We start from the raw sequence: 21796 nt of genomic DNA on the forward strand, positions 1-21796 counted from the left end.
TGACTGTCCTTCCTTCAGCAAGAGTGAATGAGAGAAATGATGACAGATAATCAGCCTCGCCCGCGACTCGCACTGGCGGAGAAAGAAGCAAGCACGCGAACGCCGTCCTCATTGACGCCACCTACATTGCAGCCGATGACGGTGGTCGCCCCGCGTTATTACGGGCGCTGGATTTCATTGGCCGTAGGGCTCGCGCTGATCGTCATGGTCGTGCATTCGATGATCACGAATCCTAATTTTGGCTGGCAAACGGTGGGCAAATATTTGTTCTCGCCGACCATTCTTGAGGGCCTATGGGTCACCGTGTGGCTGACTCTGGTGATTATGGCGCTGGCGATTGTCCTGAGTGTTATTTTGGCGGTGATGCGTCTTTCGCAAAATCCATTATTTGCCGGATTTAGCCGTGGATATATCTGGTTCTTTCGCGGCACGCCGGTGCTGGTGCAATTAATTTTCTGGTACAACCTGGCGGCGTTATATCCGACTTTTAGTATTAGTTTACCGTTTATGCCCACTCTTTACTCCGGCAGCATGAATGATCTGATTACCCCGTGGACCGCCGCAATATTAGGACTCGGCCTAAACGAAGCGGCATATATGGCAGAGATTATCCGCGCCGGAATGTCCTCGGTGGATGAAGGCCAGCAGGAGGCTGCCCGCGCGCTGGGTATGCAGAAAATCCAATGGTTGAAACGCATTATTTTGCCGCAGGCGGTGCCGTTTATTATTCCGCCAACCGGTAATCAGGTGATTGGTATGCTGAAAAGCACTTCGCTGGTCAGCGTAATTTCATTATCGGACCTGCTGTATTCCGCACAGGCCATATATTCGCGGACTTATGAAAATATCCCGTTATTGATCGTTGCCTGTATTTGGTATTTGGCTGCGACGACGGTGCTTAGCACTATCCAGAGCAAAATTGAACGCTATTTCCAGAAAGGCAAACGCCGTTAATTCACGCAGTTTTCGCCGGGGGCATGATGAAACTTGGATTATTCAATTTAATGTCTTTTAAGGACAATCCTGGAGGTATTCAGGGGGTCATCAAAGATACCCGTAAAATGGTCGCGCTGGCTGAAGAAATCGGTTTTGAAACCGCCTGGTTCGCCGAACACCATTTTACCAATTATTCACTCAGCGTTTCGCCATTGATGATGGCTGCGCACATGGCCGGTTATACCCAGCGTATCAAGCTCGGGACGGCGGTGATCGTGCTGCCGTTGTATCACCCGATGCGGCTGGCGCAGGAAATCGCGCTGGTCGACCGGCTGACCGAAGGCCGACTGGTGCTGGGTATCGGCAGCGGTTACCAGGCTTATGAATTTGAACGCTACGGGTTGGACGTTGACGAGCGCAATCAGGCATTGCTCGACGGTTGGGCGCAGGTAGCCTCGGCGTTGACCACTGGCAAAACCGAGTCGCTCGGCTTCAACGGCGACGCACTGCGCACTGACTTTTTGTTAAATACGCTGCAACAGCCGCTGCCCCCGCTGTTTGTCACCAGCACCAATCCGCATATTCTGCGCGCCTTTGAACCCTGGAACCCAACGCCGTTTATGACCGCCGGTTATCGCGGTTCGCCGCGCCTGAGGCAAATGGTCAGTGATGCTCGACAGGGCTGGGAACAGGCGGGGATCGATAGCCAGCGTCCCGTCGCGGTCCAGCAATATATTCATATCACTGATAGTCAGGTGCAGGCGCATCAGGCTGCCGAGCGCGCGATGTTTGTTGCCCGCATGATTGCCGCGCTGCATGAGAAAGAAACATTGACTGACGGCGCATTTATCACCGCACCGCCGTTTGCCAACGAGCCGGACGCCGAGGAAGTTTGCCGCAATCTGATGATTGGAAATCCGCGCAGCGTGGCCGACAGAATTATTCGTGAGGTGCAGGACACTGGCGCAACGCATTACAACTGCTTTTTCCAGTTTGGCGATATGCCGATAGACCATGCGCTACGTTCGCTGACGCGCTTTGGTAACGAAGTCATTCCGCTGCTGGAGAGGGAGCTGGGGCGCATACGCTGCTGAGGCTGGCTGCTGAAAAAACGCCGGATAAACGATCTGCAATTAATCAATCGTCATCATGCAATCTCTTATATAAATTGAATTTATGGAGGCTACACCATGCTCGACTTGACTCAGAGAATTAACTGTTTATTTGATGATGGACAAGCCATCGCCGATCAGATTACCGCGGCACAAAGCGCTGACGCCGGACTGGCTGCCACTTTGCCGCCGCAGGCTTATAACAGCGATGCCTTTTTTCAGCTAGAAAATCAAAAGATCTTCCGTGAGGACTGGTTGTTTATTGGTCACGTTTCGCAAGTGCCTAATGTGGGTGACTATTTCAGTCTCGATATTATCGATGAACCGCTGCTTTGTACTCGCAGCGACGACGGTATTCGCGTGATGTCCCGCGTTTGTCTGCACCGTTGGGTACCGATTATCGAAGGCAGCGGCAATGCCAGGGCGTTTGTTTGCCCGTTCCATAACTGGAGCTACAACACCAAAGGGCAGCTGGTGGGCGCGCCGTTGATGAATCAGGCCGAGGATTTTGACCGTAAGTCCTGCGAGCTGCCACAGATCCGCACCGAGATCGTCGCCGGGATGATTTTCATCACTTTTTCTGCCAGCGTTGATTCTTTGCTAACCCGCCTTGCGCCGGTCATGCCGCTGTTCGAGAAATATCATTTTGCCGAGCTGCAAACCGCCTATGAGCTGGATTACGACTGTCTGTTCAACTGGAAGATGGCGGTGGAAACTTTTATGGAGTGCTATCACCATTCGGCGGTACATCGCACGACTTTGGAAGACAGCTTTCCCGGCCGTTTGAGCTATATCGGCGAAGACGGGCCCGGCTGGACCTTCTGTCATCAGCCGCTGCGTAAAAATGGCGAAGTCAGCGAGGTATTGACTGCCGGACTGCTGCCGTTTGACGGCATGAGCGAAGAAGATCTGCGCCGTATCGACCTGATGCTTATCTACCCGTTCTGCCTGATCGGCATCAATCCCGACCGTCTGAGCATCAGCACGCTTTTGCCTATCAATAAAGATAAAACTGTTTGGCATCGTCTGGTGCTGGTTTCCAAAGAGTCGATGGCGCAGGAAGGTTTTGCCGCCACGGCAGAAGAGATGAAAAATGGCAGCAAGGCGATCATTGCCGAAGATCTCGAGATAAACAGCCTGCAGCGTCGCGGTAGTCGCTCGCAGCTGGCGAAACCGGGTCGCCTTGGGCATCTCGAACGCACAGTCTGGCATCTGGCCAACTATATGAAGCGCAAGCTTTTATAGTTCAAAAAACTTCAAAAATTAACTCTGATTACACAAAGGGACGCAGTATGAGAACGTTGAAATTAGGCCGCTCAGGCCTGGAAGTATCCGCCGTCTGTCTGGGCTGTTTGACCTATGCGCCAAAGGAAGCCAGTGGATACAGCTGGTCGCTGGACGAAACCGCCAGTCGGCCGTTTATTCGCAAGGCGCTGGATTTGGGCATCAACTTTTTTGATACCGCCAACTCCTATTCCAAAGGAGCCAGCGAAGAGATCCTTGGCCGCGCGTTGAAGGATTTTGCCAATCGCGACAACGTGGTGATCGGCACTAAGTTGTATAACCCAATCCGCAGCGGCCCAAACAGCAAAGGGTTGTCGCGCAAGGCGATTATGACTGAATGCGATGCCAGTCTGCGTCGTTTGGGCACCGATTATATCGATTTATACCAAATCCATCGTTGGGACTATGAAACTCCGCTGGAAGAGACCCTCGAGGCGCTGCATGACTTGGTGAAGGCCGGAAAGGTGCGCTACTTAGGTGCCTCGTCGATGTTTGCCTGGCAGTTTTCCAAGGCGTTACAGGTGGCAAAATACAATAACTGGACGCGGTTTATCTGCATGCAGAATCACCTCAATCTGCTGTATCGCGAGGAGGAGCGCGAAATGCTGGGACTGTGTGAGAGTGAAGGCGTGGCCGTGACGCCGTGGAGCCCGCTGGCGCGCGGTTTGCTGACGCGTCCATGGCAGCAGGCAACCGACAGCCCGCGTGCCGGTCAGGACAGCTATGCAAAACTGCTTTATGCCGCCACGGTTGATGCCGACAGTCGAGTGATCGATGCCGTTGGCGCTGTAGCGAATGCGCGCGGCGTGCCGATGGCGCAAATCGCGCTGGCCTGGCTGTATCGCCACAATTCAGTGGTCGCCCCGGTGATTGGCGCGACCAAATTTTCACATCTTGAGGATGCCGTTGCTGCCAGTGAATTGGTGTTGAGCAGTGAAGAGATCGCCGCGCTGGAAGCGCCTTATATTCCACACAATATCGCTGAGCATGATTAGCGGTCACCATTAAGATTGTTTAACAGGCGGGAACCTTACATGAAGAAATCACCGGAACAGATTGCAGAAGTTGAGCAGTCGTTGAGAGCCAAAGGCGTTGAGTATTGCATCGGCGCGTATGTTGATATTCACGGTATTCCAAAAGGTAAAGTGGTACCAATCAATCACTTTCATCAGATGGCGCAGGGTTCAGAGCGCTATACCGGCTATGCGCTGGACGGGTTGGGGCAGTCTCCGCACGAGGATGAATTGACCTCGGTGCCGGATCTCGACCACATTATTCAACTGCCGTGGGAGCCGAAAATTGCCTGGATGCCCGCCGACAATGCCTTTCAGGGTGAACCCTATGCGCTAAACACCCGCGTTGCCCTGCAAAACGTCATCAAGCAGGCCAACGAGATGGGTTTTGGTTTTAACCTTGGCATCGAATGTGAGATTTACCTGCTCAAACGCGAGGAAGACGGCTCGCTGTCAGTGCCGGAAAAAGACAATAAACTGAAAAAACCGTGCTACGACATTCAGGGATTTGTTGAACAGTTCGCCTGGCTGGATAAGGTTTCCACCTGTATTAACAGTCTGGGCTGGGATTTATATTCTCTGGATCACGAAGACGGCAATTCTCAGTATGAATTTGATTTTAACTACGCCGATGCATTGACCACCTGTGACCGAATGATTTTCTTCCGCTTTATGGCCAAGCATTACGCCAGAGAAATGGGGCTGGTGGCGACCATGATGCCAAAACCGTTTTCAGACAAAACGGGTACCGGCGCGCATTTCAACATGTCGCTGTATGATTTGAAAACCGGCAGCAACCTGTTCAAAACTCAGGATGCCAGCGATGAAGATCCTTACGGGTTAGGCTTGACCGAAATCGGCTACTACTTTATTGGCGGGTTGCTTAAACACGGTCGCGCGCTCTGTGCCGCCTTTGCGCCAACGGTTAACAGCTACAAACGGCTGGTGCGACAGGGGGCAATGAGCTATTTCTCATGGGCACCGGTGTTTAACTCCTATGGCTCGAACAACCGCACCAACTCGGTTCGCGTGCCGGCAGGTGGCGGCCGCTGTGAATCCCGCAATGCCGACGGGGCGGTAAATCCTTATCTGGCGGCGACTTTGGCCCTGGCCGCCGGTCTGGAAGGTATTCGTGAGAAAATCGATCCGCGCAAACCGAATGAAGACAACTTGTATGCCATGACTGAAGCAGAGCGTGCCGCTCGCGGTATCGATTTCCTGCCGCAGAATTTGCTCGAGGCGGTGGAAGCTTTCGACAGCGATCCGTTTATTGAGGCGACGTTGGGCAAAGCGCTGAAGGATGAGTTTGTGAAATATAAAACTCAGGAGTGGAATCAGTATCACCTGAGCATCAGCCAATGGGAAATCGAGAAATATAGTTCGATATTCTAAGTGCTGATGCCCCCAATTTCTTTATTCCAGGGTCTGATCCCCTCCTCAATTTTTATTGGGGAGGGCGGATAAGGCGGTTCGATGATTGTGCAGTGGCTAGCGTTCCAGATGTTCCAGCACAAACTCACGCATGCAGTTGATGGCGTGTTTATATTTAAAATTAGGGAACATCACCGTGCGAAATAAAACCCCGTCCAGAAAGGTTGAAATAAACATCGACATATCCGCGGGATTCACGTCGCGGAATTCTCCGGCAGTGATGCCGTCTTTTAAGGTGTTTTTCAGCACCACTGACTCTTTCTCGTAAAACTTTTTGATCGCTTTATCGATATTGGTCAGATGCTCGTGGGTATTAGCGTAGTCCAAACTAATTTTGGCTAGCTTCTGCATCAGCGTAAACTGCAAAATATGGATTTCAATCCAAGAGAACAGCACTTGCTTAGGTGTGGCCGAGTTGGCGGTAATAGTGTCAAATTGCAGGAATGCTTTTTCGACCGCAGCTTCTATCACTTTGAGAAATAAATCTTCTTTGGATCCGAAATAATAGTAGATCAACGCCGAGTTAAGTCCGGTGGCTTTGGCAATATCTTTAATTCGCACCGAGGAGTAATTTTGGTTGGCAAACAGGTCAAATGCCGAGTCGAGTAAAATTGCCGCAACATCGCTCTGATTTTTTTTTGCTGGCTTGTCCGTTGCAGTAATTCGGGCCGAGACTTTAGGTTCCTTCATTAGCCATCCTGTTTAAATGCTGCATAATAAGATTAACGTCAGTTTCGCATGAGCAAATGACATAATGAAATGATTTATAGGCATTTTATTAGATAATCTTGGATCTGTTTTAAAATCCCTGTCATCTCAATAAGTTAACTAGTTAATTAATTAGCAGTGAATTTATTTATCCTTTCGCAAACATAAGGAGCGTCATAGTGCAGGATCATCAGCAGTTTTTATTGGGCGATTTTCCCCTGCAAAACGGCGAAGTTTTGCAGCAGGCGTCACTGGCCTATGCGACCTTTGGCGAGCTGAATGAGCAGGGCGATAACGCCATCCTGATCCCCAGTTATTACACCGGATCGCATCGCAACTATTTCAAGCTGATAGGGCCGGGCAAAGCACTGGATCCCACGCGTTATTTCATCGTGCTGAGCAATATGTTTGGCAACGGTCTGTCGAGTTCGCCGAGCCACTCTGGGCCGCAGCACGGCGCTGATTTTCCTGCGGTTACGGTGAAAGATAACGTGCGCGCGCAGTATCAACTCAGTCAGGCTCTGGGGATAAATTCTTTTGCGTTGGTTTCGGGCTGGTCAATGGGCGCGATGCAGGCGTGGCAATGGGCGGTGAGTTACCCCGGTCATGTCAGAGCGTTGCTGCCAATTTGCGGCACCGCGCGCTGCTGGCCGCTGAATCATGTGTTTCTGGAAGGTGTAAAAGCCGCACTTCTGGCCGATGGGAAATTTAACCGCGGTCGCTATGAAACGCCACCGCTGACTGGGTTGGCGGCTTTTGGCCGTAACTATGCAGGCTGGGCTTACAGCGCAGAATTCTTCCGCGACGGGCTATATAAACAGCTTGGTTTTGAGTCGCTTGAGGCGCTGCTGTTGAACTGGGAGCAGAGTCACCAAAGCTGGGATGCCAACGATTTACTGGCGATGCTTAAAACCTGGCAGGGCGGTGAGGTCAGTTTTGACGATATCGGCAAGGTCACAGCCAAAACCATTGTGATGCCCGGTAGCACCGACCAGTATTTTACCGTTGAAGAGGCAGGGCTGGAGTTTGAGCAATTACCCGTTGGCATCGGCGTGTGGTTACCGCTGGAATCCCCGTTTGGACACTGTGCGGGCGCACCGGGAAGATTTGCCGCAGAGTCAGAACAGGTCGAGCGGGCGATGCGAGAATTGCTGGGGAGTTAAAAGGGGGGAGCATGGCGAAATATGTGTCGCGGTTCCCCACCTTTGTGCTTCCCCCACATTTAATGCGGAGGAAGCACATGAGTTTAACAATACGCGTTACTCGATAATGGCTAATTCTACGGTGCGGCCCTGATCGAACCAGGTTTCCAGACCGGTAACACGCAGTTGCAGTGAGCCTTCGATAACTTCTCCAATGTAGGAAATCGGCAGTGGCTCTTCGGCGGTGTCATCGCCGTAGACCACGCAAAACTGCTGGCGCGGGCTGTAGAAACAGACTGAACCGGTGCAGACGCCGTACTTCTCACGGCGCATTCTGCCGACCTCTTCGGTTTTGAACTTGTTTTCCCACGGGGCGACGATGGGCATGGTGAAAAACACCATATCGCCGATCAGTTTGCCGTGCTGCAAAATACTGGTCATCGGCAGCTTGGCGCGCAGCTCTTTTACCAGATTGGGTACTTTATCTTCCCAAACTTCGATTACGCAGACGGCTTCACCGGCCACGGACATTTGTAATTTCATGCATCCCCCTGATTAGGCTAAAAATAAATGATTAGGCTTTAACGCGGCGGAAGCCGTCGCCAAGGCCCCAGGGAAGAATGAAATCAACCCACATGTGCAGACGATTGGCCCAGGACAGCGCGGCGTGAGACAGGCGAGCCAGTTCATCGAGGCTGGTACAGCGTTCGGCGGTGGCGACGTACAAATGCACCATTTTTGCCGCCTCAGGCAGGCTGACAAAATCAAAGAAATCAGCCTTGTAGCCAATTATCTCTCTGATCAGCAGTTGCAGCGTCTTCAGATCAGCCTCGGCGCTGTCTTCGGCAACGCGGATAAGCCCCCACAGCATTTCATCGGCCAGCGTTCGAGCTTCACCTTCGGCAAAAATAATGGTGCTCAGGTATTGCCCGCGCGAACCGGTGCCGCGAGGCACAATGCCTTTGCCGAGATCGGCAATTTCTGCGGGTTGCTCGAACCAGATTTTTTCGCGTTCCTGTTCGAAACGCGCGATCACTTCATCAACCGTCATAACCTTTTCTCCTGATGGGTAAACTACGCCGTAAAGTCGTGCCATTTAATTAATTAACTAATTAAATGCAACTGTTATGCCAATGGGTGAAAATATATTCAGTTGTTGGTTATCAAGGAGATAGAAAATGATTGCGGAAAAGCCGGGATCGATTCTTAAAAAGAAGGATCAGCACAGTGCAAAAATGCACCAAAAGCGCCAGTCGGGATCTGGCTGGCGCGGGGATGTGCGGCGAAAGTTAAGCATCGATCTCTTCATTGGCCTGCCAAAGCTCGGCCATCACAGTTTCAATTCTTTTGAATAAGCGGTAGCGCGGCTCATGGAAGGCAAACATTTCCGAATTTGGCATAAAAGGTTGTGCCGTGACGTTAACAGCCTGCGCCACGCCCGCCGAAAGATTTGGCCAGACTCCGATGCCAACTCCGGCACAGATAGCTGCACCCAATGCGCCAGTTTCTTTGCATTCTGTCACGCGGATTGGAATACCAAGCACGTCGGCAAACATCTGCGGCCAGACACAACTGCGCGCCGCACCGCCGGACAGAGTTGCCTGAGTAAAGGGGACTCCCGCCGCTCTGAGCCTGTCTATGTGGGCGCGGTGGGCAAACGTCACGCCTTCAAATAGCGCATACAGCATATCGGCGCGAGTATGCCAGCCGCCGAGGCCGTAAAATCCGGCTTTCGCCGGGCCTGCCTTACGTCCCGAATACAAATAAGGATGATACAGCGGTAGCTGATTGTTTGGCGTTACGCTGGCAACAATGTCGCTGCTGCGCACCGCGCCCTGACCCGCACGACCATCGTCAAATTCGCGCAGAAACCAGTCGAGGTTAGCCGCTGAAGTGGCGCTGGCCTCAATTGCCATATAGCGATAGCGCTCGATCATTGAATTCATAAATACCGGGCGCAAATACTCGGGCTTATCGACCACCACCTGATTGATGCTCCAGGTGCCGGCGACAATCGAGGCTTCTCCGCAGTGAACCACGCCAGACCCGACTGCGCTGGCGACTACGTCAAAAATTCCGGCCACTACGGGTATTCCCTCTGGTAAGCCGGTGAGCGCCGAGGCCTGCGCTGTAATATGGCCCACCACGTCGCTGGATTCGTGCAGCGGTGGCAGCAGTGGCAGAGCGTCTTCGATATCGTACAGCGCAATGAGTGATCGATCATAACTGCGGGATTGGTAGTAGAGCAGCCCGGCTCCTGCGGCGTCGGAGAAGTCAGCGGAAATTTCGCCAGAGAGGAAAAAGGCAATGACGTCTTTTGCCAACAGCAGATGACCGATATGACGATACACCTCCGGCTGCTGGTGTTTAAGCCAGCTGATCAGAACCGGCGTGGCGGCTGGCCAAGGTTTTTGCAATGAACGCAGATAGATGGCGCTGTCTCTGCCGCTGAGTTCCAGCTGGTGCACCAGACTGGCGGCGCGGTGGTCAATCGACTGGATGCCCAGCAGCGGCTGGCGCTGTTTGTTCAATGCATACAGCCCGTTGCCGTGACCTGCGGCTCCCACTGCGATCACCTGCAGATTCTGCTGCGAAACCTGCGCCAGGCAATCCCTGACCGCCTGAGTCACGCCGTGATAAATGTCCTCAATCGGTCGCTCGGCAAACCCTTCCTGCGGACGCAAAGTTTCTCCGGCACATTCGGCGACTGACAGCACGCTGCCCTGCAAATCAAACAGCACCGCTTTGATCATGGTATTACCCGCGTCGATCCCAAGCAGACATTGACTCATTACTCCCCCCGCAATCATAGTTTGCGGCGCACTGCTTAAGCGCCAGGTATGACAAATGAAGATTAATAACCTTGATAAATCTCCAGTGCATCAGCGCCGCTTGCCCCATGATGGATGATTGCCATCAGCGCTTTCACCACCTGCGACGGATTGCTGTGCTGGTAAACATTGCGGCCATACACCATGCCCGAGGCACCTTGCGCCATTAGCGCGGCGGTTTTATTCAGCACCGCGGAAAGCTCGCCCTTGCCACCGCCGCGCACAAGAGTAGGGCAGCGTGCGGCTTCGACTACGCGGTGAAAATCTTCAACGTTGTCAGTAGGATCGGCCTTGATGATATCGGCGCCCAGCTCGCGGGCCAGACGCACCAGCGGCACTATCTTGCTGACATCACCCAAAGAACCGTAAGCTGCGCCTTGACCGGCCGGTGCCATCACCAGCGGTTCAATCATCAGCGGCATGGAATATTTTTCGCAGGCGTGGCGCAGCCGGCCAATGTTCTCAACGCACTGGCGGAAAATGCCGGGTTTGTCGGGGATCATATACAGATTGACGACCACGGCGGCGGCATCCATTTGCAGTGCTGCGAGGATAGGTTCTTCGGGGTTGTGCAACACCGCCCACATCTCGCGATGTCGCGCGGCGTTATAAGCATTGCCAACGTCGGTACGCAGCACCAGCGCCGGTTTCCTTTGTGCCTGCTGCTGCAATAAATCCGCCTGACCATAGTTGACCTGAATCGCGTCTGGCTGGGCGGCAATCAGGCTGGTCATCACGCTGCTGATATCCTCTAGACCAATCAGGAAATCCGGCTCGTTGGCGATGCCGTGATCGATGGCGACATCAAGGCATTTTCCATTGTTAAACAATCTGTTAAGTCTGACTTTATTCGTTGCTGACATGACTGACTCCCTTTGAAACAGGCAGCGGATAAAGCCCGGTCAGCCCGTGCAGGCTGGCGAGGCGTGAAAGTGTAGTGGCCAGATGTTGGGCGGTATCGTCGACGTTCCAGCCTAGCTCACTGCCGAGCAGGGTGGCTATTTCCTCGACCCGAGCCAGAGTGAGTTTGCCGCTAATCGCCATCGGCGTGCGGCGAACCAGCAGGTCTTCCAGCGTCTGCACCTGTTCGCGGTGGATCAGATAGCGCAATTCATTGCGGCTGTAATCGGGGTAATGCTCAAGAGGGCAGTCAGGATCGCGGCTGATAGAGGCAGCAATATCCGCTGCGCGGGTCCCATAGCGAGAAAGTAGCTGGCCGACGCGCTCAGTGGTTAGCCCGAACTCATTGCAAATCAGTTGGATCCAGGCCGCTTTTCCCTCTGGTGACGGGTAATCCTTGCCGCCGCCAATCGCCATTTCCGTGGTGCTGATTTTGCGCTTTTCGCCAATCAGGTTCATCACTTTGTCTGCCGCCTGTTCACCAAATTTGCGGAATGTAGTCCATTTTCCGCCAACCAGACACAGGGTCGTAAAGTCGCGTCCGGCTTCGGGGGGCAGCAACACCAGCGAATGATTGCGTGAAATCTTACCGCTGATTTTGCTGTCACTGGCGGGCAGAGGGCGAACGCCGCTAAAGGTGTAAAGCACATCGCGACCGCTGACCTCGAAATCGGGGAAAACGAATTTCAGCGATTGCAGGATATAGCGCTGCTCGTCGGCTTCGCACACCACGTCGTCAGGATTGTCGATACGGATATCGGTGGAGCCGACCAGCACGTTGTCATACCACGGGAACATAATGCACACTCGGCCTTCCTGATTTTCGTAATAGACCATCTCGCCGTTCAGCGCGTTGAACAGCTGCGGATGCCGAACAATGAGGTGTGAACCTTTGGTTCCGCCGATCAGTTTTTTACTCGACGGGTTTTGCAACAGCGTGCTGTTAAGTCTGTCGATCCACGCGCCAGTAGCGTTAACGACGACGTGCGGGCGAAGGGTAAACCGCTCGCCGCCGAGCGTGTCTTCGAGTGTCAGACTTTCGCCATCGCTGGCAATCAGCTTGATATAATTAAGTGCCAGCGCCTGCGGGTTAGCGAGTTCGGCGTCCAGTATCAGCTCGACTCCGAGTCTTTCCGGCGCGCTTATCCAGGCGTCATAGTAGGTCGCACTGCAGGTTGCCCAATCGGCAAAATCTGGCCAGCGCTGCTGTGTTTCTCGCTGATTGTTTAGCCTGTGGCGGGGCATGGAACCATATTGACGAGTGTATAAGTCATACATCGACAGCCCGGTCTTGATAATGATTGCACCGCGCCGGGATGGCTGTTCGCTTAGGCGCAAAAAGCGTTTACCGGCATTGAGCAGGCCGCCGCTCCAACTATCGATAGGAACTGTGGTGCGCAACGGGGCGACGTAATGGGGGGCATTTTTCAATAATCGATCACGTTCCTGCACCGACTCTTTGACCAGCGAAAACTCACCGGTTTCCAGATAGCGCAATCCGCCGTGGATCATCCGTGAAAGCGCGCCGCTCGCGGCCTGACACCAGTCGCCTTGCTCGACCATAATCACAGGAATGCCCTGTAAAGCCAGCTCACGAAAGGTGCTGATACCATTAATGCCACCGCCGACAATCACCACCGGCGTAGCATCGAGATGCTGCATTTTGCTAATTTTAACAGAGCGTGGAGAGCTGAACGGCGGTAACGCGTTATCGTGTTCCATCAGTAAAGGCTCCGATTAAGGGCAATAAAAATAATTTTAAAAAAATGAAGGGGTTTTTAATATGAGGTATAGGGGATAAACGGGAAGGCGGCAAAAAATAGGCGATGAACAGTGGTGATACTGTGATCGGCGTCGGTGATTGGGTGTAAAAGAGCCAGGCTTGCTTAAGCCTGGATGCCCAGAATTGCTTTGGTGGCTGTCATCGTTTGCGCAAGAGGTTTGCCATCACGATGCAATTTGTTGAGCAGGCTGCCGCCGAGCCACAGTTGGTAAAGTGCGGACGCTGTTTGACGGGGATCATTGGCTGGCAAGGAACCGTCTTGCTGGCCTTGCTCAACACAGGCACTCAACAGGTCAATAACTCTGTTAGTACCCTCGCGCAGGGTGAGGCGCATTGATTCTGAGAGGTCTGCAACCTCGGCGCTGAGCTTAACCACCAGGCACTCAAGCGCGTCACAATTTAGAGACGAGCAGTCATAGGAATAGCGGTCTTGCCAGTGCTGCCAATAGCCCATCAGGCGATCGCGGCCATTGACTCCGGGGGCCGAAAAGCGGCTGTCCATCGCGGCAAGATAGGTGCGGAAATAATCCTCCAGCAACGCCTGGCCGTATTGTTCCTTGGACTTAAAATAGTGATAAAACGACCCCTTGGGCACGCCAGCCGTTTGCAGCAGTTCGTTAAGCCCTACGCTAGTAAAGCCCTTGACCGCCATCATTCGATAGCCGGTATCAAGGATATGTTGTCGAGTATCATCATAGGCATGTTTCATGGCGGGAATAATATCACTCACTAGACCAGTCGTCTAGTTTTCGTCCGTTGTTTCCCGAAGCCTTTTCCAAGAGTCAACATGATTGTTTAGAAAAGCATTGACTTCATAAATCGATAAGCAGAGACTTTAACTGGTTTATAGACGACTGGTCTGTTATTGGTTTTGATATCGATTTCGTGTCTTAGATTTGACTGAGATAAATCAGTCTTAAAAACCAATAACCCACCTCGTTCAAGATATCTAATCGTTTTTAAAATGATCCTGTAAAGCCGCTATCTTCGACCGCGGATATAAAAGAGAATATTATGCATAATCAATACCAAAGCATCAGCATCAGCCAACTTCCAGACAGGGTTGCTGCCATGAAAAAGGCCCATATCGAACAAGGCCCTGCGAGCCTTGAATTACGAATCGATCGCCTGCAACGTGCCGAGCAATTACTTAAGGAAAATCATCAGGATCTGGCCGATGCAATTTGTGCCGACTACGGCAACCGCAGTCGTTACCAATCTTTGGCTGCGGATATCGGCATGTCCATCAAGTCACTGCAATACGCCCGAGAAAACGTGGCGCAGTGGATGCAGAGCCAGGTAAACAGTGAGCCGATGCCAGGTATGCAGGCGAGACTCGAGTTTCAACCGTTAGGTTTGGTCGGCATTATCGTGCCGTGGAACTTCCCGCTGAATCTGGCATTCTCGCCTTTAGCCGGGGTATTTGCCGCCGGTAACCGCGCGATGTTCAAACCTTCTGAATTAACGCCACGCACCTCGGCACTGCTTGCCAAACTGGTAAGCCAGTACTTTGACCCGTTAGAACTGACCACGGTATTAGGCGAGGCTGACATGGGCGCAGCCTTCAGCGCACAAAAATTTGATCACCTTATTTTCACTGGAAGCACGGCAGTGGGTCGCCATGTAATGCGTGCCGCGGCTGAAAATCTAGTACCGGTAACGTTGGAATTAGGCGGTAAATCCCCCGTGCTGGTGGCACCTGATGCTAACCTGCGTACCGCAGTGGAGCGCACGTTAACTGTTAAAACTTTTAACGCCGGTCAGATTTGCATGTCTCCAGACTATGTTCTGCTGCCTGAAGGCGCGCAGGATGAGTTTGTTGGCCATGCTCGTGAATTTATGCAGCAGGCGTTCCCCACTCTGTTGGGCAATGCGGATTACACCTCACTGGTCTGTGATGCACACTTCCAGCGCCAGATTGCGCTGCTTGAAGACGCTGAAAGCAAGGGCGCAACGGTGATATCGCTGGCACCGCAAGGCGAAGCTGCTTATGACGCCGCGACCCGTAAAATGGCGACCGTCCTGGTCCTCAATGCAACCGATGATATGCGGGTAATGCAGGAAGAGGTGTTTGGTCCAGTATTACCATTGAAAAGCTATCAGCATGAGTCAGAAGCCGTGGCTTATATTAATGGCCATCCGCGCCCGCTGGCAGCGTATTATTTCGGGGATAACCTGGCGAATCAGCGTAAAATGGCCGAGATGACGACCTCGGGCGTTCTGGTCATTAACGATATTATGACTCACGCCTCAATTGAGAATCTGCCGTTTGGCGGCGTTGGCCCATCTGGTATGGGCGCATACCACGGTATTCACGGTTTCTTGCGTTTTAGCCATGCCAAAGCGGTGGTTGAGCAAAGTCTGGCTGGGGAATCGAGCCTGACACTGCGTGCGCCTTATGTTGAAAAGCTTGAGCAGCTTGAACAATTTTTGGCTAATTAATTCGAAGGTAAAAAGTCGATCTGACGAGCCTGTATTATGCAGGCTCGTCAAATGAGAATAATCGTAGATTTATTCGATCATCGTTAATAAATGTATTATTTTTTTGCTATTATCGTTTATGCAATTTTATAACAATTTAAATAATAAATTTTAGCGTGATTTTGTTGAGGGCAATGAATCCCACTTTTTGTTTACCTGCCATCTCACTCCGCAAAGTATGCTGCTGCCTTGAATATTGGCATTATTATCATTGATTAATAGTCAGAATAAGGAGCGATCATGAGTGTTGAACGTGTGCAGCAGTTCCTTGCGAAACATGCTCCTGAGGCTAAAGTTCAGGTTTTGGAAAAAACTACAGCTACAGTGGCGCAGGCAGCAGAAGCTTTTGAGGTTGAAAGCGGCCAGATAGCAAAAACGCTGTCATTTCGCGTTAACGATGAGGTAGTGCTGCTGGTGATGGCCGGTACGGCGCGCATCGACAACAAAAAGTACAAGCAGCTTTTTGGCGTAAAAGCGCGGATGTTGCCTTCTGAAGATGTAGAGGCTTTAACGGGTTATCCGCCGGGTGGGGTTTGCCCCTTTGCCGCCGCGGATGCAATAAAAATTTACTGCGATCAAAGTCTTAATAGCTATGAAGAAGTGCTTCCCGCTGCAGGAAGTGTAAATTCCGGCGTGCGGATTGCCCCGGCCAGGTTGGCGAGCATCACTAATGCGACCTGGATTGACGTTACCAGCTGAGCCGCTGCGGGATACCCTAATCAAGTATGTTTTTTGCCGTTGATAGGTTTGAGAAGCGATACAAAAAAATCATCGTTGATTAGCCATACTTCAACTGATGATTTTTTTTACGTTTAAGATAGTCAGCATCGGTACGCAGGCGATCCCAATATTCTTTAAAGATGGCGGCAGAGGCGGCTTTTTCCTGGTCGATATTTCTGGTGTTTATGCTGCGATCTTCTGCATATTTTCGCCCACCGGGATAGTTGGCGTAACGGCGGGCTCGGGTATACCCCATCTGAATAAACTTTCGTGCCATATCCATGCCGACGAAATCATCTTGTTTTCGATAATTCTCGAATAACTCAATGATTGATTTGGCTGATTTCTCGGCGATAGCGGGAGTTTTAAAGCGCCAGTGCGGCAGAATTTCCGACTTATAAGGTTCAACCATCAGCACGCCTTGCTCACCGCGTCCCACCTGATAAAGCTCTGGCTGCTGGCGAAAATCAATGTTTGCAAAATCCTGCTGATAATTAAATTTGTTCATTGGACTTCCCTAATCCTTTGCTGCATCTTCCATTATTGGTCGGTAACTCTTTAGTTTAGTCGAGAAAAACCCCCTTTGGCGCTTCTGCTACTGCTCTTGCCGTTTTTTAAACCGTGGCAATCGGCGTGGCGGGCGAACCTACAGCGCCGGGCAGCCTTAACGGCGGTGCAGTCAGAAGAAAAGCCGAGCGGCGATGCTCGCTCAGCCAGTCTGCCAATGCACTTAAGTGCCAAAGCTCTCCCAGATAGACTCCAAGACGGAATAAACACAAATCATGCAGAGGGTGGGAAGGGTAAAAATCCTCATTCATCGGGCGAGCAGGCAGAATTTCCACTGCCGGATTATCGGCAATCAGTGCGACGACCCCGCTATCTTTGACCCATTGGCGTAAAGCCGGATCGCTGCCGTCGAGGCCGGCGAAGTAATCGCCAAGGTATTGCATATCGGGTGTTCCTGCCATTTGATAAATTGCTTCATCCATGCCGGTGCGAAAGCACAGCAAATCACCGGGGCGAATATCGAGATTATCTTCGGCAATGATCTGTTGTAACTGTTTAAAACCAAAGGCAAAACGTTCAATGCCAAAGTGTTTTTTGATATCAACCATCACTGCGCGCCCCTGGATCCCGTGGCTAGCCATATTTTCAATGCCGAGAGCTTTGGCACCTAGGTGACTGCCTTGCGAGCAGCCACATCCCGAGCGAAAATCCGTTTCGCCCACGATATCTATCCCGGCGCGATAGCCGTTATAGAACACCATCTCGGGCTGCCCGTTACCCTCGATGTCAAACCACTGTCCCATATGAGCCAGGCTGTCCCATTGGGTTGAATATTGCAGCGCCAGCGTCACCGTGTCGTCGCAAATGATGTCGCTTAATTTGTCATTGTCCCGCGACAAAGGGTAAGTCATGTTGGGATGCTCACCCCGACGTGTGGCTGATAGCCTGGGAGGAGGGCGACGCGGGTTCATCGCGGTTCCTCCCGGCAAATCCAGCGGCAAACTCAGGCAAAACGTTTTACCCGTTTTAACCTCGGCGACGCCCTGTCGCACTTTGTCTGCGGTGAGTAGATTCAGGCGACCAAGCTGATCGTCAGGCCCAAAATCGCCCCAGGTGGAATGAGCGGGGCGTTGCTTCCATCGATTTTGTTGCATGTCATTCTCCAGTTAAGCAGGTTGTTGCATAGGTTTCACTTCGGGTAACCACCAGCCATAGGCGATAGCGCCCAACAGTCCGACAACCCCTGCCAGCACCAGCGGAATAACAAATGAGTGAGTGAACTGCATCAGCACGCCAATCAGAATTGGCGAGATAATTCCGGCCATATTGGCAGCCATATTTTGGATGCCGCCAATAGTGGCGACGTTGGCGCGGTTAGGTGCCACATCCGACGGCAAAGCCCACAGCGCTGCGGAAGCACAGGTGGCGGCAAAGTTGGCAAAACACAGAGCGGACAGTGCCAGAGTTACCGTTGGCGAGAAGGCAGCAAGGCCAATAACCGCACTACCCAACATGCCAAACACCAGCGGTATTTTACGGGCAACGGTGAGTGAAACGCCGCGGCGGACCAGGTGATCCGATAACAGTCCGCCAAACCAGCCACCGATAATCGCGGCAATGCCTGGCAACATACCCAGCAGGCCAAATTTCAACAGCGAAAGATGGAAAGTTTCTACCAGATAAGTCGGGAACCAGGTAAAGAAGAAGTAGGAGACGAAATTGACACAGAAGAAACCAAACATCATCGCTTGTATGGTTCGCTGGCGAAGCAGGGTGCGAATACTCATTGGCGCGCCGGTTTCGGCATCCTGATTGGCTTCAATAAATGCCACTTCGGCAGCAGAAACGGTTTTATGATGGCGTGGATCGCGATACCACAAGTACCAACCGATTGCCCAGACAATGGCAATACATCCTGAAATCGCAAATGTCATGCGCCAACCAAAGGCAGCAATCAAAAATGAGATGATCGGAATTGCCAATGTCCCGCCAATCTTGCTGCCGTTATTGAAAGTTGCGGCCGCGAAACTGCGCTCCTGGCGTGGGAACCAGCGGGTAACTGTTGATGAACTTGCCGGATAACTTGGAGCCTCTACCGCGCCGAGCAGCAGTCGAAAACCCACAAATGCCGATACGCTGTTCGACAGACCACATAGCGCGGTGGCCAGGCCCCAGGCCAGGCTGCTAACCGCGAGGGTCACCCTTGGACCAAATTTATCAACCAGCCAGCCGCCGGGCAGTTGAAACAACACATAACTCCAGAAGAAGGCCGAGAGCAGTAAACCGCTGTCAGTGCTGGATAAATGTAAATCGCTGGACATAAACGGTATGGCTACGCTCATGGCGGCGCGGTCAATATAATTGATCGCGATGCCCACTGAAAGCACGGTCAGAATCGCATAACGCATTTTGCCCCTGGCGGTTTTTTCGTCAGTTTTGGCCATCACAGCATGGTCTGAAGAGTTGATAAACATCACTGCCTCCAATGGTTTTATTATTTTGTTGTAGGGTCATATGATTTTTACTGCCCAGGCTTAACAGGGCAGCTTTGTTGATTTTCAGGACAAAACTTCAGACTCGATGCGCTGACGCATGGTGTGTCAGACGAAGCGGTGGTTCGACTATTGGCTCGACTTTACCCATCAGGAACAGATAGTTAATGATGCCAAGGACCACCAGTGCCGCCGAGAGCACCAGTGCCATATTGAAAGATCCTGTCGCGGCTACGATGGCGCCTGTCACTATTGGGCCAATGGCACCGCCAAGATTGGATACGGTGTTTTGCAGCCCCGCCACGATCGAAACGCTGTTTTTTGGCGACACGTCGCCCGGTAATGCCCATACCTGAGAGGCGGCAACGGTGGTACCCGATTTGGCGATACAAAGCAGCAGTACTGTCATCGTTACCGACTCGGTAAAGGGCGCAAATCCGATGCACAAGGCCATGAGCAAGCCAATGGTCAGGAAAAGCTTGCGGGTGGCGGTGAGAGAGAGCACTTTTTTGTGCACCATGCGATCCGATGCCCATCCCGCAATGACTTCAATCACCATGCCGCAGATAAGCGGAAGCGCGGTGACCATGCCCATTTGCAGGAAACCCATGCCTTTTTCCTTCACCAGATAGGTAGGCAGCCAGGTGATGAAGAAATAGGAGGTGTAGTTAATGGTGAAAAAGCCCAGGCACATGGCCCAGATATTGCGGTACCGCAGCAGCTTGTACCATTTCATCGGCAACACGTTTTTATCGCCGTGCCTGAGTAGCTGCCCGTCACGAATAAGGCTGACTTCCTGCGCACTGATTTTTTTATGATCCTCTGGATTGTCGGCATAAATGAGATACCAGGCGATGACCCACAGCACGCCAAGAGCGCCGACAATGACAAACGTCAGACGCCAGTCAAACATATAAATCATCCAAACAATCAGCGGCATAGCGACTGCGCCGCCAAATTTTGATGCGCTGTCAAACAGGCCGGAAACGGTGGCACGCTCGCGGTCAGGAAACCAGCGTGCAGTAATGCCGGCGTTGCTGGGATAGGCAGCTGCTTCGCCGATGCCCAATGCCAGACGCATAAGCAACAAGGAGGTAAACCCGGTTGCCACGCCCATCAATGAGGTGGCTATTGACCACCAGGCCACGGCCAGGCCCAGACCTTTTTTCTGCCCGAATCGGTCGGCAAACCAACCTGCCGGGATTTGTAACAGCGAGTAAGACCAGAAAAATGCCGCCATGATGAAGCCCATCATTTCGGGCGTCAGCTTGAGCTCGGAAATGAGGTGAGGGGCCGCCGCAGAAAGGACGGTGCGATCAATATAATTAATGGCGATCGCAAACCACATCAGGCTTGCGATCCACCAGCGAATACGGGTACGACTTGTCACTTTATTCATGATTTGCAGCCCGGCACAGAGTGTTATTTTGAGCTGAATAGCAGAGCTTTCAGCTTTCGAGTGACAGGCAAGGTAGGGCTTGCCTGTGGGTGAAAATTTACAAACTGTTCATCACGTTTTGTGGACGCTGTTTTTGCTTCACACACTGAATAATCTGCTGTACGCAACGTTCGCCAATGGCACTGATAGCGCCATCGGTATAGCCAGCGATGTGTGAAGTAGGGATGAAATTGCCTAAAGTGAACAGAGGATGTTTCGCCAGCGGTTCCTGCTCGAAAACATCGGCAGCTGCACCTGCGATAACATTGTCTGAAAGGGCGTCGTAAAGGTCAGATTCGTTGACCACGCCACCGCGCGAAACGTTGATTAAAAAGGCGGACTTTTTCATCTGTTTCAATCTCGCGGTATCAAACAGATTACGGGTTTCGTCGGTGAGCGGCGTGTGCAAGGTGATGAAATCGCTTTGCTCGGTGAGTTGATCCAGGCTGACAAACTGCACATTGTTTTCGGCGGCAAATTTCGCATCGGGATAAAAGTCGAAAGCCAGAACGCGCATGTTGAAGCCCTTGGCACGCAGCGCGACCTGTTTGCCAATGTTACCCAAGCCAATAATGCCCAGCGTTTTTCCATAAACATCGGTGGCAAAAATACGTGGCCATGATCCCGCACGGGTTTCAGCCACGGCCTGTGGCAGCTGGCGTGCTCCCGCCAGGATCAGTGAAAAAGCAAAGTCGGCTACCGCATGCTTGTTGGCATCAGGCACATTGGTCACATAAATCTCACGAGCCTGAGTTGCCTTTAGGTCGATATTGTCTACCCCAACGCCGTGTTTGCAGACAATTTTCAACTGAGGAGCGAGGTCTAGCAGTGCCTCGTTAACCTCGGTAAAGGCAACAATAATTGCCACCGTTTCGGCGAGGTGCGGCTCCAGCTGGTCGAGCGATGCATCGGCGGCAAGCATAACTAATTCAAAGCCTTGTTCACGCAGCGTGGCGATCGGCTGTGCATCGTATTTGGCGAAAGAGGGGGAGGTACAAATAACTTTCATAATAAATAT

At 52.1% G+C, this 21796-nt stretch carries 20 protein-coding genes; 8 read left to right on the forward strand and 12 right to left on the reverse strand.

Annotated features, from left to right (window positions below):
- Positions 1 to 36: 36 nt before the first annotated feature.
- The 5 genes from SPM24T3_RS03695 to glnT all read left to right on the forward strand — a co-directional run bounded on the left by SPM24T3_RS03695 (position 37) and on the right by glnT (position 5737).
- Positions 37 to 954 carry an amino acid ABC transporter permease gene (locus SPM24T3_RS03695; protein ID WP_237712970.1) on the forward strand — a complete coding sequence of 306 codons (918 nt, stop codon included), beginning with the start codon at positions 37 to 39 and terminating at the stop codon, positions 952 to 954.
- Between the two features lie 26 nt (positions 955 to 980).
- A complete protein-coding gene (locus SPM24T3_RS03700; RefSeq protein ID WP_009635357.1) occupies positions 981 to 2030 on the forward strand; it encodes an LLM class flavin-dependent oxidoreductase in 1050 nt (349 codons plus the stop codon).
- Between the two features lie 96 nt (positions 2031 to 2126).
- Positions 2127 to 3293, forward strand: coding sequence for an aromatic ring-hydroxylating dioxygenase subunit alpha (locus SPM24T3_RS03705; protein ID WP_009635358.1), 1167 nt, complete (start codon positions 2127 to 2129; stop codon positions 3291 to 3293).
- A gap of 47 nt (positions 3294 to 3340) precedes the next feature.
- Entirely contained in the window at positions 3341 to 4327 is a 987-nt protein-coding gene (locus tag SPM24T3_RS03710) for an aldo/keto reductase (protein ID WP_009635359.1), read from the forward strand.
- A 39-nt stretch (positions 4328 to 4366) separates the two neighbouring features.
- Positions 4367 to 5737, forward strand: coding sequence for a type III glutamate--ammonia ligase (glnT, locus tag SPM24T3_RS03715; protein ID WP_009635360.1), 1371 nt, complete (start codon positions 4367 to 4369; stop codon positions 5735 to 5737).
- Between the two features lie 96 nt (positions 5738 to 5833).
- Here the strand turns inward: glnT and SPM24T3_RS03720 are convergent, their stop codons facing one another.
- Positions 5834 to 6466 carry a TetR/AcrR family transcriptional regulator gene (locus SPM24T3_RS03720; RefSeq protein ID WP_009635361.1) on the reverse strand — a complete coding sequence of 211 codons (633 nt, stop codon included), beginning with the start codon at positions 6464 to 6466 and terminating at the stop codon, positions 5834 to 5836.
- A 197-nt stretch (positions 6467 to 6663) separates the two neighbouring features.
- Here SPM24T3_RS03720 and SPM24T3_RS03725 point away from each other — a divergent pair, with 197 nt between their 5' ends.
- Positions 6664 to 7647, forward strand: coding sequence for an alpha/beta fold hydrolase (locus tag SPM24T3_RS03725; RefSeq protein ID WP_009635362.1), 984 nt, complete (start codon positions 6664 to 6666; stop codon positions 7645 to 7647).
- Between the two features lie 96 nt (positions 7648 to 7743).
- On the opposite strand, the gene SPM24T3_RS03730 is transcribed toward SPM24T3_RS03725, so the two are convergent.
- The 6 genes from SPM24T3_RS03730 to SPM24T3_RS03755 all read right to left on the reverse strand — a co-directional run bounded on the left by SPM24T3_RS03730 (position 7744) and on the right by SPM24T3_RS03755 (position 13870).
- A complete protein-coding gene (locus SPM24T3_RS03730; RefSeq protein WP_009635363.1) occupies positions 7744 to 8169 on the reverse strand; it encodes a hypothetical protein in 426 nt (141 codons plus the stop codon).
- 31 nt (positions 8170 to 8200) lie between these two features.
- Positions 8201 to 8677 carry a hypothetical protein gene (locus SPM24T3_RS03735; protein ID WP_009635364.1) on the reverse strand — a complete coding sequence of 159 codons (477 nt, stop codon included), beginning with the start codon at positions 8675 to 8677 and terminating at the stop codon, positions 8201 to 8203.
- A gap of 238 nt (positions 8678 to 8915) precedes the next feature.
- Positions 8916 to 10418 (reverse strand): FGGY-family carbohydrate kinase, encoded by a 1503-nt coding sequence (locus tag SPM24T3_RS03740; RefSeq protein ID WP_009635365.1) that lies wholly within the window; start codon positions 10416 to 10418, stop codon positions 8916 to 8918.
- A gap of 62 nt (positions 10419 to 10480) precedes the next feature.
- Positions 10481 to 11320, reverse strand: coding sequence for a class I fructose-bisphosphate aldolase (locus SPM24T3_RS03745; protein WP_009635366.1), 840 nt, complete (start codon positions 11318 to 11320; stop codon positions 10481 to 10483).
- Complete coding sequence (locus SPM24T3_RS03750) at positions 11304 to 13079, reverse strand: glycerol-3-phosphate dehydrogenase/oxidase (protein ID WP_009635367.1); 1776 nt, start codon at positions 13077 to 13079, stop codon at positions 11304 to 11306. The genes SPM24T3_RS03745 and SPM24T3_RS03750 overlap by 17 nt, the downstream gene beginning before the upstream one ends.
- A gap of 164 nt (positions 13080 to 13243) precedes the next feature.
- Complete coding sequence (locus SPM24T3_RS03755) at positions 13244 to 13870, reverse strand: TetR/AcrR family transcriptional regulator (protein WP_237712972.1); 627 nt, start codon at positions 13868 to 13870, stop codon at positions 13244 to 13246.
- A 284-nt stretch (positions 13871 to 14154) separates the two neighbouring features.
- Between SPM24T3_RS03755 and SPM24T3_RS03760 the strand changes: the two genes are divergently transcribed.
- Positions 14155 to 15582, forward strand: a complete 1428-nt coding sequence (locus tag SPM24T3_RS03760; RefSeq protein ID WP_009635369.1) for a coniferyl aldehyde dehydrogenase — start codon at positions 14155 to 14157, stop codon at positions 15580 to 15582.
- Between the two features lie 279 nt (positions 15583 to 15861).
- On the forward strand, positions 15862 to 16320 hold the full coding sequence (locus SPM24T3_RS03765; protein WP_009635370.1) for a YbaK/EbsC family protein: 459 nt from the start codon (positions 15862 to 15864) through the stop codon (positions 16318 to 16320).
- Between the two features lie 79 nt (positions 16321 to 16399).
- On the opposite strand, the gene SPM24T3_RS03770 is transcribed toward SPM24T3_RS03765, so the two are convergent.
- The 5 genes from SPM24T3_RS03770 to SPM24T3_RS03790 all read right to left on the reverse strand — a co-directional run bounded on the left by SPM24T3_RS03770 (position 16400) and on the right by SPM24T3_RS03790 (position 21787).
- The gene (locus SPM24T3_RS03770; RefSeq protein ID WP_009635371.1) at positions 16400 to 16849 is read right to left on the reverse strand and encodes a DUF4385 domain-containing protein; all 450 of its coding nucleotides are present in this window, start codon (positions 16847 to 16849) and stop codon (positions 16400 to 16402) included.
- A 106-nt stretch (positions 16850 to 16955) separates the two neighbouring features.
- Entirely contained in the window at positions 16956 to 18002 is a 1047-nt protein-coding gene (locus SPM24T3_RS03775) for a cyclase family protein (protein ID WP_009635372.1), read from the reverse strand.
- 12 nt (positions 18003 to 18014) lie between these two features.
- Positions 18015 to 19322, reverse strand: a complete 1308-nt coding sequence (locus tag SPM24T3_RS03780; RefSeq protein ID WP_009635373.1) for an MFS transporter — start codon at positions 19320 to 19322, stop codon at positions 18015 to 18017.
- Positions 19323 to 19419: 97 nt separating this feature from the next.
- Positions 19420 to 20739 (reverse strand): MFS transporter, encoded by a 1320-nt coding sequence (locus SPM24T3_RS03785; protein ID WP_009635374.1) that lies wholly within the window; start codon positions 20737 to 20739, stop codon positions 19420 to 19422.
- A gap of 97 nt (positions 20740 to 20836) precedes the next feature.
- A complete protein-coding gene (locus SPM24T3_RS03790; protein WP_009635375.1) occupies positions 20837 to 21787 on the reverse strand; it encodes a phosphoglycerate dehydrogenase in 951 nt (316 codons plus the stop codon).
- Positions 21788 to 21796 lie beyond the last annotated feature (9 nt).

Origin of the sequence: Serratia sp. M24T3 (assembly GCF_000257645.1) — a bacterium.
In the GTDB taxonomy this organism is placed as follows: Bacteria; Pseudomonadota; Gammaproteobacteria; order Enterobacterales; family Enterobacteriaceae; genus Rouxiella.

Coding starts and splice junctions, on each gene's coding strand:
- SPM24T3_RS03695 (WP_237712970.1), top strand. CDS start 37: ATGATGACAGATAATCAGCCTCGCCCGCGACTCGCACTGGCGGAGAAA.
- SPM24T3_RS03700 (WP_009635357.1), top strand. CDS start 981: ATGAAACTTGGATTATTCAATTTAATGTCTTTTAAGGACAATCCTGGA.
- SPM24T3_RS03705 (WP_009635358.1), top strand. CDS start 2,127: ATGCTCGACTTGACTCAGAGAATTAACTGTTTATTTGATGATGGACAA.
- SPM24T3_RS03710 (WP_009635359.1), top strand. CDS start 3,341: ATGAGAACGTTGAAATTAGGCCGCTCAGGCCTGGAAGTATCCGCCGTC.
- glnT (WP_009635360.1), top strand. CDS start 4,367: ATGAAGAAATCACCGGAACAGATTGCAGAAGTTGAGCAGTCGTTGAGA.
- SPM24T3_RS03720 (WP_009635361.1), bottom strand. CDS start 6,466: ATGAAGGAACCTAAAGTCTCGGCCCGAATTACTGCAACGGACAAGCCA.
- SPM24T3_RS03730 (WP_009635363.1), bottom strand. CDS start 8,169: ATGAAATTACAAATGTCCGTGGCCGGTGAAGCCGTCTGCGTAATCGAA.
- SPM24T3_RS03735 (WP_009635364.1), bottom strand. CDS start 8,677: ATGACGGTTGATGAAGTGATCGCGCGTTTCGAACAGGAACGCGAAAAA.
- SPM24T3_RS03740 (WP_009635365.1), bottom strand. CDS start 10,418: ATGAGTCAATGTCTGCTTGGGATCGACGCGGGTAATACCATGATCAAA.
- SPM24T3_RS03745 (WP_009635366.1), bottom strand. CDS start 11,320: ATGTCAGCAACGAATAAAGTCAGACTTAACAGATTGTTTAACAATGGA.
- SPM24T3_RS03750 (WP_009635367.1), bottom strand. CDS start 13,079: ATGGAACACGATAACGCGTTACCGCCGTTCAGCTCTCCACGCTCTGTT.
- SPM24T3_RS03760 (WP_009635369.1), top strand. CDS start 14,155: ATGCATAATCAATACCAAAGCATCAGCATCAGCCAACTTCCAGACAGG.
- SPM24T3_RS03765 (WP_009635370.1), top strand. CDS start 15,862: ATGAGTGTTGAACGTGTGCAGCAGTTCCTTGCGAAACATGCTCCTGAG.
- SPM24T3_RS03770 (WP_009635371.1), bottom strand. CDS start 16,849: ATGAACAAATTTAATTATCAGCAGGATTTTGCAAACATTGATTTTCGC.
- SPM24T3_RS03775 (WP_009635372.1), bottom strand. CDS start 18,002: ATGCAACAAAATCGATGGAAGCAACGCCCCGCTCATTCCACCTGGGGC.
- SPM24T3_RS03780 (WP_009635373.1), bottom strand. CDS start 19,322: ATGTTTATCAACTCTTCAGACCATGCTGTGATGGCCAAAACTGACGAA.
- SPM24T3_RS03785 (WP_009635374.1), bottom strand. CDS start 20,739: ATGAATAAAGTGACAAGTCGTACCCGTATTCGCTGGTGGATCGCAAGC.
- SPM24T3_RS03790 (WP_009635375.1), bottom strand. CDS start 21,787: ATGAAAGTTATTTGTACCTCCCCCTCTTTCGCCAAATACGATGCACAG.